The sequence below is a fragment of the Pseudomonas sp. YJ42 genome, assembly GCF_047225135.1.
GTDB classification, from domain to species: Bacteria; Pseudomonadota; Gammaproteobacteria; order Pseudomonadales; family Pseudomonadaceae; genus Stutzerimonas; species Stutzerimonas stutzeri_E.
The window spans coordinates 383,070-396,019 of the sequence record NZ_CP178378.1 but is presented as its reverse complement, the minus strand read 5'-3'; the positions used below and the strand labels follow the sequence as shown (position 1 = coordinate 396,019).

Genomic DNA, 12,950 nt, shown 5'->3' with positions numbered 1-12,950 from the left:
CCGCTTGAAGTGAAAGGCATGAATCGCAACGACCTTCGCCGTGTGGATCTGAACCTGCTCATTGTCTTCGAAACGCTGATGCATGAGCGCAGTGTGACGCGAGCGGCCGAAAAGCTGTTTCTCGGTCAGCCGGCGATCAGTGCCGCACTGGCGCGGCTGCGCACCTTGTTCGACGATCCGTTGTTCGTGCGTACGGGTCGCAGCATGGAACCGACCGCTCGAGCCCAGGAAATCGCCAGCCTGCTCTCCCCCGCGCTGGACTCGATCTCCACCGCGGTCAGCCGTGCTTCTAGCTTCGACCCGGCCACCAGCGAGCTGGTGTTTCGGATCGGCCTGACCGACGAAGTCGAATTCGCTTTGCTGCCACAACTGCTCCGGCGCATCCGTGCCGAAGCGCCGGGCGTGGTGCTGGTGATACGGCGCGCCAACTACCTGTTGATGCCGGGCCTGCTGGCGTCCGGCGAGATATCGGTCGGCGTCTGCTATACCCAGGAGCTGCCAGCCAACGCCAAGCGCAAGATATTGCGCAGGCCGAAACCGATGCTGCTGCGTGCCGACAGCATTCCGGGCCGCATGACCATGGAAGACTACTGTTCGCGTCCGCATGCCATGGTCTCGTTCGCCGGCGACCTGAACGGTTATATCGACGAGGAGCTGGCGCTGCACGGCTGCAAGCGCAAGGTGGTGCTGGCCGTACCGCAGTTCAACGGATTGGCAAGCCTGCTGGCAGGAACAGACCTGGTCGCAACCTTGCCGGACTATGCCGCATCTGCCCTCGCCGCCAATGGTGGTGTGCGCGCCGAGCCGCTGCCATTCGAGACCAGTCAGGACTTCGAACTGTCCATGGCCTGGCGTGGCGCGCAGGACAACGATCCCGCTGAACGCTGGCTGCGCTCGCGTATTCAGATGTTCGTCGGCGACCCGGACAGTCTCTGAAGCTCCAAATCGCGAAGAGTTTCACCGACCCTACCGGACCGTAATCCACCAACCGTGAGTCCGCACCGCCCCGATCCTCATCGAGGTTCGGATGCGCTGGCGACACCACCTAATAGGTACCGGCGCCTCGTCCGCCATCGATGAAGCCATCGGCAACATCATCCTGGATGATATTCATATTCGCCTTGTTCGATTTCTGCATCGCAGGGCCAGCCGGCACACTCCCGCCATCGATAAAAACCCGAGTTGCGGAGTCAAGCATGGAACGTTCACTCAAAGCCTTGCGTTACCCACTGGTTGCGGTTGCCGCTGTCCTCGTTGGCGCATGCGGCCAAGCGCCAGAGGCCACCGAAGCGGCAATGCCGGCGCCACAGGTCAGCGTGGCTGAAGTCATCGAACAGCAAGTCACCGAATGGGACGAGCTCACCGGCCGCCTGGAGGCTCCGGAGTCGGTGGAGATTCGCCCGCGAGTGTCCGGCTTCATCGACAAGGTTGCCTTCGAGGAAGGCGCACTGGTCAAGAAAGGCGATCTGTTGTTCCAAATCGACCCGAGGCCGTTCGAGGCGCAGGTGAAGCGCCTGCAAGCCGAGCTGCAGCAGGCCCGTGCTACTCAGCAGCGCACCGCCAGCGAAGCTCAGCGTGGTGAGCGTTTGCGCGCCAACAACGCTATCTCCGCCGAGCTCGCCGATGCCCGCGTCAGCGCCGCCAGCGAAGCGAAATCCGCCGTTGCTGCCATCCAGGCGCAACTGGAAGCCGCCAAACTGGATCTGAGCTTCACCCGTGTGACGGCACCGATCGATGGCCGTGCCGGGCGTGCCCTGATCACCGCCGGGAACCTGGTCAATGCCGGCGAGGCCTTGCTGACGACACTGGTTTCCACCGACAAGGTCTACGCCTACTTCGAGGCCGACGAGCGCACCTACCTGAAATACCGCGAGTTGGCACGCGAAGGCGCGCGGGGGGAAGAAACGCCCGTTTACCTCGGTCTTTCCAGCGAGGACGGTCATCCGCATCTGGGTCATATGGACTTCATCGACAACCAGGTCGATCCACGTACCGGCACCATTCGCGGCCGCGCCGTGTTCGACAACCGTGACGGGCGCTTCACCCCGGGGCTTTACGCGCGTCTGAAGCTGGTTGGCAGCGCCACCTACGAGGCGGTGTTGATCAAGGACGTCGCGGTGGGAACCGATCTCGGCAAGAAGTTCGTGCTGGTTCTGGGCGATGACGGCAAGGTGAGTTATCGCTCCGTTGAGCTGGGGCCGAAGCTCGAAGGTCTGCGCATCGTGCGCAACGGCTTGCATGAAGGCGAGACCATTGTCGTCAACGGCCTGCAGCGTGTGCGTCCGGGCAGCCCAGTACAACCGCAGAACGTACCGATGGCTGATGCCGACACCCTCGCTGCGCTACGCGAGCAAAACCGTGCCATCACGGCAGCGTTCAAGACCGAAGTCGTCGAGCACAACGTGGCGCGCCGTCCAAGCAGCTGAGGCATGCGTTAACCCCCGTAGACCGTGCGCCTCGGCGCACCCTTAGAAAATCGATTCCGTCAGGGCGCGCCATGCGCGCCCTCGCCCCCGGAGTGCGTCATGAATTTTTCTCAGTTCTTCATTCAGCGGCCAATCTTCGCTGCGGTGCTGTCGCTGATCATCCTGATCGGTGGCGCCATCTCGCTGTTTCAGCTGCCGATCAGCGAATACCCCGAAGTCGTTCCACCCACCGTCGTGGTGCGTGCGAACTTCCCCGGCGCCAACCCCAAGGTGATCGGCGAAACCGTCGCCTCGCCGCTGGAGCAGGCCATCACCGGCGTCGAGGGCATGCTCTATATGTCCTCCCAGGCGACCGCCGACGGCAAATTGACCTTGACCGTCACCTTCGCCCTCGGCACCGACCTGGACAACGCCCAGGTGCAGGTACAGAACCGCGTGACCCGCACCATGCCGACGCTGCCGACCGAAGTACAGCGCCTCGGGGTAACGGTGGACAAGGCCTCACCGGACCTGACCATGGTGGTCCACCTGACCTCGCCTGACGAACGCTACGACATGCTCTACCTGTCCAACTACGCGGCGCTCAACGTCAAGGACGAGCTGGCGCGACTGGACGGTATCGGTGACGTGCAGCTGTTCGGTATGGGCGATTACTCGCTGCGCGTCTGGCTGGACCCGAACAAGGTGGCCTCGCGCAATCTAACCGCGTCCGACGTGGTCAACGCGATCCGCGAGCAGAACCGCCAGGTCGCTGCCGGCTCGCTCGGGGCACCACCGGCACCGGGCGCGACCGACTTTCAGCTGTCGATCAATACCCAGGGCCGTCTGGTCAACGAAGAGGAATTCGAGAACATCATCATTCGTGCCGGCGAAGACGGCTCGATCACCCGCCTGCGCGACATCGCGCGCGTCGAGCTGGGTTCCAGCCAATACGCCTTGCGTTCGCTGCTCAACAACCAGCCGGCCGTGGCCATCCCGGTATTTCAGCGTCCGGGCTCCAACGCCATCGCGATCTCTGACGCCGTGCGTGCGCGCATGGCCGAGTTGAAGAAAGATTTCCCGGAAGGCGTGGATTACGAGATCGTTTACGATCCGACCATTTTCGTGCGTGGATCCATCGAGGCGGTGGTGCACACCCTGCTTGAAGCCCTCGTACTGGTAGTGCTGGTCGTTATCCTGTTCCTGCAGACCTGGCGTGCCTCGATCATCCCGCTGGCCGCCGTGCCGGTATCGCTGATCGGTACCTTCGCCGTAATGCACATGCTTGGCTTTTCGCTGAACGCACTGTCGCTGTTCGGGCTGGTGCTGGCGATCGGGATCGTGGTGGACGATGCCATCGTCGTGGTGGAAAACGTCGAACGTAACATCGGCCTCGGCAAGTCTCCGGTCGAAGCCACCAAACAGGCCATGAAGGAGGTCACCGGGCCGATCATCGCCACAGCGCTGGTGCTCTGCGCGGTGTTCATCCCGACGGCGTTCATTTCCGGCCTGACCGGGCAGTTCTACCAACAGTTCGCACTGACCATCGCGATCTCCACGGTGATCTCGGCGTTCAACTCGCTGACCCTGTCGCCGGCATTGGCCGCAGTCCTGCTGCGTCACCACGACGCTCCGAAAGACGGCTTCTCGCGCTTGCTGGACAAGCTGTTCGGCGGCTGGCTGTTCGGCCCGTTCAACCGCGTGTTCGAGCGCGCCAGTCACGGCTACGTCGGGGCGGTAAGGCGCATCCTGCGTGGCAGCGGCATCGCGTTGGTGGTCTACGTCGGCCTGGTCGCTCTTGGTTACATGGGCTTCGCCAATACCCCGACCGGTTTCGTGCCCCCTCAGGACAAGCAGTACCTGGTGGCCTTCGCGCAGCTGCCCGATGCCGCCACCCTCGACCGTACCGAGGATGTGATCAAGCAAATGTCGGAAATCGCCGGCAAACACCCTGGTGTGGCGAACACCGTCGCCTTCCCCGGCCTGTCGATCAACGGTTTCACCAACAGCCCGAACAGCGGGATCGTCTTCGTCACCCTGAAGGATTTCGATCAGCGCAAGGAGCCGAACATGTCGGCCGGGGCCATCGCCGGTGAGCTGAACGGTCAGTTCGCGGGCATTCAGGAAGCGTATCTCGCGATCTTCCCGCCGCCTCCCGTGCAGGGGCTGGGCACCATCGGCGGCTTCCGGGTGCAGGTGCAGGACCGCGGAAATCTCGGTTACGAGGAGCTCTACAAGCAGGTGCAGAACGTTCTCGCCAAGAGCGCCGACTATCCGGAACTGGCCGGACTGTTCACCAGCTATCAGGTCAACGTGCCGCAGGTGGACGCCGACATCGACCGCGAGAAGGCCAAGACCCACGGCGTACCGATCGATGAGATCTTCGACACCATGCAGGTCTACCTCGGCTCGCTGTATGCCAACGACTTCAACCGCTTCGGCCGTACCTACCAGGTCAACGTCCAAGCCGACCAGAAGTTCCGCCTGGCACCCGAGCAGATCGGCCAGCTGAAGGTGCGCAACAACCGCGGCGAGATGGTGCCGCTGTCGACCTTCGTCAAAGTCAGCGATAGCGCCGGCCCCGACCGGGTCATGCACTACAACGGTTTCCTCACCGCTGAAATCAATGGCGCCGCGGCACCGGGCTACAGCTCCGGCCAGGCGGAGGCCGCGATGGAGCGCCTGCTGAAGGCCGAACTGCCCAACGGCATGAGCTATGAATGGACCGAGCTGACCTACCAGCAGATTCTGGCGGGCAACACGGCAGTCTTCGTCTTCCCGCTCTGCGTGCTGCTGGCCTTCCTGGTGCTGGCTGCGCAATACGAGAGCTGGAGCCTGCCGCTGGCGGTGATCCTGATTGTGCCCATGACCCTGCTGTCGGCGATCACCGGCGTGATTCTGTCCGGTGGCGACAACAACGTGTTCACCCAGATCGGACTGATCGTGCTGGTCGGACTGGCGTGCAAGAACGCGATCCTCATCGTCGAGTTCGCCAAGGACAAACAGGAAGAAGGCATGGACCGTCTGGCCGCTGTTCTGGAGGCCTGCCGGTTGCGGCTGCGGCCAATCCTGATGACCAGCTTCGCCTTCATCATGGGCGTGGTGCCGCTGGTGTTGTCCTCCGGCGCGGGCGCTGAGATGCGTCATGCCATGGGTGTCGCGGTGTTCAGCGGGATGCTCGGCGTGACCTTCTTCGGGCTGCTGTTGACCCCGGTGTTCTACCTGGTGATTCGCGCCTTCGTCGAGAAGCGCGAGGAGAAAAAGGCTGTACTGAAGGAGTCCCATGCATGAAAGCTGTCTTACTGCTTGCCGCGATCTTCACCTTGAGCGCGTGCGCCGTCGGCCCGGATTACCGGACGCCCGAAACGGCTCCAGCCAAGATTGAGCGAGCCAACGCCGAGGGTTTCGACCGCTCGCGCTTCGAATCCGCCTGGTGGCGTCAGTTCGACGACTCGACACTCGATGCGCTGGTCGGCGAGGCATTGTCGGAGAACCGTGAGTTGCGCATCGCCTTCGCCAGGTTACGCGCGGCGCGGTCGATTCGTGATGACGCGGCCAATGATCGTTTCCCGACCGTGACTGCCGGTGCCAGCGCCGAGTACGGCAAGGCTCAGCAGCCGGGTACTAGCGAGGAGCGCAGCAATATCGAGCGTTACGATCTGGGTCTGGACATGGCCTGGGAGCTGGATCTGTTCGGGCGCATCCAACGCCGCATCGAGTCCAGCGAGGCACAAAGCGAGGCCGCAGAAGCCGAGCTCTATCAGCTACAGGTCAGCCTGATCGCCGAACTGGTGGATGCCTATGGCCAACTGCGTGGTGCACAGCTACGCGAGCGTATCGCCCGGGAAAACCTCGCCAATCAACGCGAGTCGCATCAGCTGACCGAGCATCTGCGCGAAGCCGGTATGGGCAGCGAATTGGATGTGTTGCGTGCCGATGCTCGTTTGGCCGCCACCGAAGCCAGCTTGCCGCAGCTGCAAGCGACACAGACCCGCGCACGCAATCGCATCGCCACCCTCCTCGGCCAGCGTCCGGAGCAACTCAGTGTCGACCTTTCGCCTCGCGAGCTGCCGGCAATAGCCAAGGCATTGCCGATCGGCGATCCCGGCGAACTGCTGCGCCGCCGCCCGGACATTCTTTCCGCCGAACGGCAACTGGCGGCCGCCACCGCTAACGTCGGCGTGGCGACGGCCGATCTGTTCCCGCGGGTAAGCCTGTCGGGCTTCCTTGGGTTCATTGCAGGTCGTGGCTCGCAGATCGGCTCGAGCGCTGCACAAGCCTGGGGGGTGGCGCCGAGCATCAGCTGGGCGGCATTCGACATGGGCAGCGTCCGGGCTCGCTTGCGCGGTGCCGAAGCGGATGCCGAAGGCGCGTTGGCGAACTACGAGCAGCAAGTTCTGCTCGCGCTGGAAGAATCGGAAAATGCGTTCAGTGACTATGCCCGTGCTCAGGAGCGGCTGCTGGCGTTGTTACGCCAATCCAGCGCCAGCCGCGCGGCTGCGCAACAGGCCCAGATTCGCTACCGGGAAGGCACCGTGGACTTCCTGGTGCTATTGGATGCCGAGCGTGAGCGCCTCACCGCCGAGGACGCCCAAGCGCTGGCCGAAGTGGATCTGTACCGTGGAATCGTCGCGCTTTATAAAGCGCTGGGCGGCGGCTGGCAGCTGGCCAGCGGTTGACCTGAAACAGCTCTGCGCCGTTGCTTCGGCGCAGAGCTGCGAGGCAAGCAGCAAACTGTGATCCATGCCCGCTCCCGTTCATCCAATCATGAATTTTGCGAGAAAGCGCTTTTGGTGGTTCGGCTTATTTGGCATAACTCCCCGTTGAAGCTCAATCGCGTCCTCGGACGCAATGCCAACCAACCAAAATAAAGAGCCTTTCAATGATCAAGCCGATCATCACCCTCGCCGGTCTGGTGCTGGCGCTAACCGCGACCGCCGTCGAGGCCGAGCCGATTGTCATCAAGTTCTCCCATGTCGTCGCTGAAGACACCCCCAAGGGCAAAGGCGCGCTGCTGTTCAAGCGACTGGTCGAGGAACGTCTGCCCGGCCAAGTGACCGTCGAGGTCTATCCCAACTCCACGCTGTACGGCGATGCCAATGAGCTGGAAGCCCTAAGCAACAATGATGTTCAACTATTGGCACCCTCGTTGGCCAAGTTCGAGAAGTACACCAAACAGGTGCAGGTATTCGACCTACCGTTCCTGTTCGACGACCTGGAAGCCGTCAACCGCTTCCAGAAGCGCGCCAAGGGGCGTCAGCTGCTGCGTTCGATGGAAAAGGAAAACATCACCGGGCTGGCATACTGGCACAATGGCATGAAGCAACTGTCGGCGACCAAGGCACTGCGCCTGCCGGGCGATGCAGCCGGTCTGGCGTTCCGCATCCAGCCTTCGGCGGTGTTGGAGTCACAGTTCTCCCAAGTGGGTGCGACCACTAAAAAGCTCCCCTTCGCCGAGGTTTTCGCCTCGCTGCAGAACGGCACGGTCCAGGGCGCGGAAAACCCTTGGTCGAACATTTACAGCAAGAAGATGCACACCGTGCAGCCCTACATCACCGAGAGTAATCACGGCGTGCTCGACTACATGCTGGTGAGCAACGCACGGTTCTGGTTCGGCATTCCGCACCTGATCCGTACCGAACTGGAAGGCATCATCGATGAGGTGACCTACGAGGTGAACCGCGCCGCCGAGGAAGCCAACCAGGCCGACCGCGAGCGCATCCGCAAGGCGGGCACCTCGGAGATCATCGAGCTTACCCCCGAACAGCGCGAAGCCTGGCGGGAAGCCATGCGGCCAGTATGGAAGGAGTTCGAACCGGTAATCGGCGCCGACATCATCAAGGCGGCACAGACGGTGAATCGCAAGCAGCGTCAGTGATCGAGCACAGCAGAAAAAACCAGGCCTCGGCCTGGTTTTTTTCGCCTGGTGATTATTGCGGATCCAGCTCGGTATCCAGTTGCTGGATGTCCCAACCGCCACCCAGCGCCGCGATCAGCTGCACGCTGGCGGTCAAGCGATCGCCCAGTAAAGTCAGATTGGTGCGCTCGTTGTTCAGCGCGGTGGTCTGCACCGTTGCCACGCTGAGGAAGTCGACGGTCCCGGCGCGATACTGGTTTTCGATCAGCCTTAGTGACTCTTGCGCCGCCTCCAGTGCTTCGCGCTGTACGACTGCTTCCTCGGCCAGCACACGCAGTTGCACAAGGCTGTCCTCGACCTCGCGGAAGCTGTCGAGCACGGTCTGCCGATAGGTAGCCACTGTCTGGTCATAGCTGGCTTCGGCCTGTTCCAGTTCGGCGCGACGTGCGCCGAAGTCGAGCACGGTCAGCGCGAGTTGCGGGCCCAGCGACCAGAAGCGATTGGGTAGGTTGATCAGGTTGCTGAAGCTGCTGTTTCGATAGCCGCCGCTGGCACTCAGGGTCAGGTCCGGATACCAGGCCGCTTCGGCCACGCCAATCTGCGCATTGGCGGCCATCACCTGACGCTCGGCCGAGGCGATGTCCGGACGGCGCTCCAGCAATTGCGATGGCAACGCCAGCGGCACGTCGGGCAACTGTGGAATATCGCGGCGCTCGGCGATGTTCAGTTCCGACGGTGGCACTCCGATCAGCACCGCAATAGCGTGCTCCATCTGCGCGCGCTGCCAACGCAAGTCGATGGCCTGCGCCTGGGTACTTTTCAGTTGCGTTCGTGCCTGGCTGACATCTGATCTAGGTACGATGCCGGCCTGGTACTGGTTGTCTGTCAGACGCAGGGAGCGCGCGTACGCCGCGACCGTCTGATCGAGCAAGCGCTGCTGCTCGTCCATTACGCGTAGCTGCAGATAGGTCTGTACCAGCTCGGACTGCAGGCTCAAGCGAACCGCGGCCAGGTCCGCCGCGCTGGCTTGCATGTCGGCGCGATTGGCTTCCAGATTGCGCCGCAGCCGGCCCCATATATCCAGTTCCCAGGATGCATCGAGCCCTACTTCATAGCTTTCGCTCACCCTGCTGCTACCAATGCCCGTTTGCGTGCTGCTGGTTGAACTGCCCTGTCCACCTCGCGATACGCCGCCACTGGCCCCAACCACTGGAAACAGCTGCGAACGCGCGCCACGCACCAGCGCGCGTGCCTGTCGATATTGCGCCTCGGCGGCAGCCAGATTTTGGTTGGAGACGTTCAGCCGCCCGACCAGCGCGTTCAGCTCGGCATCGCCGTAGAGCGTCCACCAATCGCCGCGTTGCAATACATCAGACGGAGTCGCGCTCTTCCAACCTTCGGCCTGTTTGAATGCTGCAGCCAGCGGCAGCTCAGGGCGCTGGTAGTCGGGGCCCAGGGTGCAGGCGCCCAGCGAAAACGCCATCACGAAGAGGGCCAGCGGGCGCACGGAATACTTCGAACACAACGAGGTCATAGCGGATTTTCCAGGGCGGCGTCGGTACGTATACCGCGCCAGCTATTGAAACGATGACGCGCCCGGTCCAGGTACAGGTAGACCACCGGCGTCGTGTAAAGCGTGAGCATCTGACTGAGCAACAAACCGCCGATGATGGTCAATCCCAGCGGTTGGCGCATCTCGGCACCTTCCGCGCCGCCCAATAGCAAGGGCAACGCGCCGAGAATGGCCGCCATGGTGGTCATCAGGATCGGGCGGAAACGTAGCAAGCAGGCCCGGCGGATCGACTCGGCTGGGGACAGTCCATCGTTACGTTCGAACTGCAGGGCAAGGTCGATCATCAGAATCGCGTTCTTTTTCACCACACCAATCAGCAGGAACAGTCCAAGCAGCGAGATGAGGCTGAACTCCTCTCGCGTCAGGATGATCGCCAACAGCGCGCCCACACCGGCCGAAGGCAGCGTGGACAGAATTGTCAGAGGGTGAATGTAGCTCTCGTAGAGAATGCCGAGCACGATGTACACCAACAGCAAAGCCCCCAGAATCATCAAGGGCTGGCTTTCCTGCGTGGACTTGAACACATCTCCGGTGCCGCCCAGGCGCCCCTGGACTTCGCTCGGCATGCCGATGGCGGCAACCGCTCGTTCGATGGCCCGTGTCGCCTGATCGAGGCTGACATCGGGGGCCAGATCAAAGTCTATGTTCTCGGCGGCGAACTGCCCGTCATGGCTGACCCGGTCCTCTTCCAGGCTGCGTTCGTAACGTGCGAAGGCTGCCAGCGGAACACGCCGGCCATCGCTTGTGATCACCTGCATCTGCTCAAGCACTTCGGGATGCTGGGCGTAACGCGGATCGATTTCCATCACCACCTGATACTGATTGAGCGATTCGTAAATGGTGGATATCTGCCGCTGGCTGAAGGAATTGTTGAGCAACGCGGTGACCGTGCTCATGTCGATACCGAGCCGCTTGGCGGCATCGCGATCCACCTTCAGGCTGATCTGCTGTGCGCCCTCGCCTTCATTGGCATCGATGCTGGTTAGTTCCGGCAGCGCCTTCAGCGCTCGGGTGACCTGCGGCACCCAGGTGCGTAGATCGTCCAGGTCGCTGGCCAGCAGGTTGTAGGAGTACGCCGAGCTGCTCTGCCGACCGCCACCGAACTGCAGGTCCTGATCGGCCATCAGGAACATGCGCCCGCCGGGCACTTTCGGCTGGTTCTTGCGAATCCGCTCGATCACTTTCTGTGCGGAGATCTTGCGCTCAGCCAGCGGTTTGAGCCGGACGATCATGAACGCATTGTTGATGCCGCCCTGGCCGCCGATGAAGCCCGCCACGCTTTCCACTCCTGGGTCGGCCAGCACCGCCTTGCGAAAGACTTCCATCTTCGGCTGCATGACCTGGAACGACAGCCCGTCGTCGCCGCGGATAAAGCCGGTCAGCTGGCCGGTATCCTGCTGTGGAAGGAAGGTTTTGGGAACCTGGATATACAGGAAGACATTGAGACCGATGGTCGCCAGCAAGGTAAAAAGCGTGATGCGGTGATGACGTAACGCCCATCCGAGGGACCGGTTGTAATGCCGCAAAAGCCATTGGTGAGCGTCGTGGCTCCAACGATGCAGGCGGCCTTCGTGCTCAGGCTGATGTGGCTTTAGCCAGCGGGCGCAAAGCATGGGTGTTAGCGTCAGGGAGACCAGCAACGAGACCAGGATGGCGGCGGCCAAAGTGATGGAGAACTCGCGGAACAGCCGCTCCACGAGCCCGCCCATGAATAGGATCGAGACGAACACCACCACCAGCGAGAGGTTCATCGACAAAAGGGTGAACCCTACCTCACGGGTGCCGATATAGGCCGCACGCATCGGCGGTACGCCTTCGTCGATATGCCGCGCGATGTTTTCCAGCACCACGATGGCATCGTCCACCACAAGGCCTGCGGCCAGGATCAAGGCCATCAGCGACAGCACGTTGAGCGAGAAGCCGAACAGGTACATCACGGCAAACGTGCCGACCAACGAAACCGGCACCGCCAGCGCCGGTATCAGTGCGGTACGCAACCGTCCCAGGAACAGAAACACCAGGACGATGACCAGGCCCACCGCGATCAGCAGAGTCCGTTCAGCCTCGTGCAACGTTGCGCGAATGACCGGCGAGCGGTCCATCGCCACCGCCATGTTGACGCTGCCAGGAACGATGGCCTGCAGTGCGGGCAGCTCGTTGCGAATGCCTTCGATGGTCTCGATGATGTTGGCACCGGCCTGGCGATTGATCACCAGCAGCACGGCCCGGTCGTTGTTGAAAAAACCGTCGTTGTAGCGATCCTCAACACCGTCGCGGACCTTGGCCACGTCGCTCAGGCGCAATGCCGCACCGTCTTGATAGCGAATGATCAGCGGCAGGTAGTCGGCCGCCTCGTGCAGCTGATCGTTGGCCTGCACCTGCCAGTGTCGATCATCATCTTCGACCATGCCTTTGGGGCGGCGCACGTTGGCCGCAGCGATGGTCTGACGGACCTCGTCTAGGGACACACCGTATTGTTCCAGCTGCTGCGGCTGCAGCTCGACGCGCACCGCCGGCAGCGAACTGCCACCAACCTGCACTTCGCCGACACCCGGAACCTGCGAAAGCTTCTGCGCCAGGATGGTCGAACCAATGTCGTAGAGCTGCCCCTTGTTCAGCACTTCGGAGGTCAGCGACAACACCATGATCGGTGCCTGGGCAGGATTGATCTTGCGATAGGTCGGCATGCTGCGCATACCGCTGGGCAGCAAGTTCCGTGAAGCATTGATCGCCGCTTGCACGTCTCGGGCAGCGCCATTGATATCGCGCTCGAGGTCGAACTGGATGATGATCCGCGTCGACCCCTGGCTGCTGCGGCTACTCATCTGGCTGACACCGGCAATGCTGCCCAGCGAGCGTTCCAGCGGCGTCGCCACGCTCGATGCCATGATTTCCGGGCTCGCCCCTGGCAGGCTGGCCTGCACCGTGATGACCGGGAAATCCATGTTCGGGAGTGGCGACACCGGCAACAGCCCGAAGCTGACTCCACCTAACAACAGGATCGCCAGACTCAGCAACATGGTCGCCACCGGGCGGGCGATGAAGGGCGCCGAGAGGTTCATGGATGCGAACCGGAAGCACGAAGCGAGAAGTGGGACGATAAACCGAAGCCCTG

The 12,950-nt window shown here is 62.2% G+C and carries 7 protein-coding genes; 5 read left to right on the top strand and 2 right to left on the bottom strand.

Translation table 11 applies throughout. The features are described 5' to 3' along the window. Positions 1–18 precede the first annotated feature (18 nt). The 5 genes from ACL0K2_RS01735 to ACL0K2_RS01715 all read left to right on the top strand — a co-directional run bounded on the left by ACL0K2_RS01735 (position 19) and on the right by ACL0K2_RS01715 (position 8,283). Positions 19–936, top strand: coding sequence for a LysR family transcriptional regulator (locus ACL0K2_RS01735; RefSeq protein ID WP_045162297.1), 918 nt, complete (start codon positions 19–21; stop codon positions 934–936). A gap of 260 nt (positions 937–1,196) precedes the next feature. Further along, positions 1,197–2,426 (top strand): multidrug efflux RND transporter periplasmic adaptor subunit MexE, encoded by a 1,230-nt coding sequence (gene mexE / locus ACL0K2_RS01730; RefSeq protein ID WP_045162298.1) that lies wholly within the window; start codon positions 1,197–1,199, stop codon positions 2,424–2,426. Between the two features lie 99 nt (positions 2,427–2,525). Then, a complete protein-coding gene (locus ACL0K2_RS01725) occupies positions 2,526–5,696 on the top strand; it encodes an efflux RND transporter permease subunit (protein ID WP_045162299.1) in 3,171 nt (1,056 codons plus the stop codon). Beyond that, on the top strand, positions 5,693–7,084 hold the full coding sequence (locus ACL0K2_RS01720; protein ID WP_413043638.1) for an efflux transporter outer membrane subunit: 1,392 nt from the start codon (positions 5,693–5,695) through the stop codon (positions 7,082–7,084). Before ACL0K2_RS01725 ends, ACL0K2_RS01720 begins: the two co-directional genes overlap by 4 nt. A gap of 206 nt (positions 7,085–7,290) precedes the next feature. Continuing rightward, positions 7,291–8,283: a TRAP transporter substrate-binding protein gene (locus ACL0K2_RS01715; RefSeq protein ID WP_045162334.1), complete on the top strand. Its 993-nt coding sequence runs from the start codon at positions 7,291–7,293 to the stop codon at positions 8,281–8,283. Between the two features lie 52 nt (positions 8,284–8,335). Here the strand turns inward: ACL0K2_RS01715 and ACL0K2_RS01710 are convergent, their stop codons facing one another. After that, positions 8,336–9,796 carry an efflux transporter outer membrane subunit gene (locus tag ACL0K2_RS01710; RefSeq protein WP_413043637.1) on the bottom strand — a complete coding sequence of 487 codons (1,461 nt, stop codon included), beginning with the start codon at positions 9,794–9,796 and terminating at the stop codon, positions 8,336–8,338. Then, on the bottom strand, positions 9,793–12,897 hold the full coding sequence (locus ACL0K2_RS01705) for an efflux RND transporter permease subunit (RefSeq protein WP_413043636.1): 3,105 nt from the start codon (positions 12,895–12,897) through the stop codon (positions 9,793–9,795). The genes ACL0K2_RS01710 and ACL0K2_RS01705 overlap by 4 nt, the downstream gene beginning before the upstream one ends. Between the last annotated feature and the right edge of the window lie 53 nt (positions 12,898–12,950).

What these genes read in the sequence shown, in the direction of transcription:
- ACL0K2_RS01735 (WP_045162297.1), top strand. Translation starts at nt 19, where the DNA reads ATGAATCGCAACGACCTTCGCCGTGTGGATCTGAACCTGCTCATTGTC.
- mexE (WP_045162298.1), top strand. Translation starts at nt 1,197, where the DNA reads ATGGAACGTTCACTCAAAGCCTTGCGTTACCCACTGGTTGCGGTTGCC.
- ACL0K2_RS01725 (WP_045162299.1), top strand. Translation starts at nt 2,526, where the DNA reads ATGAATTTTTCTCAGTTCTTCATTCAGCGGCCAATCTTCGCTGCGGTG.
- ACL0K2_RS01720 (WP_413043638.1), top strand. Translation starts at nt 5,693, where the DNA reads ATGAAAGCTGTCTTACTGCTTGCCGCGATCTTCACCTTGAGCGCGTGC.
- ACL0K2_RS01710 (WP_413043637.1), bottom strand. Translation starts at nt 9,796, where the DNA reads ATGACCTCGTTGTGTTCGAAGTATTCCGTGCGCCCGCTGGCCCTCTTC.
- ACL0K2_RS01705 (WP_413043636.1), bottom strand. Translation starts at nt 12,897, where the DNA reads ATGAACCTCTCGGCGCCCTTCATCGCCCGCCCGGTGGCGACCATGTTG.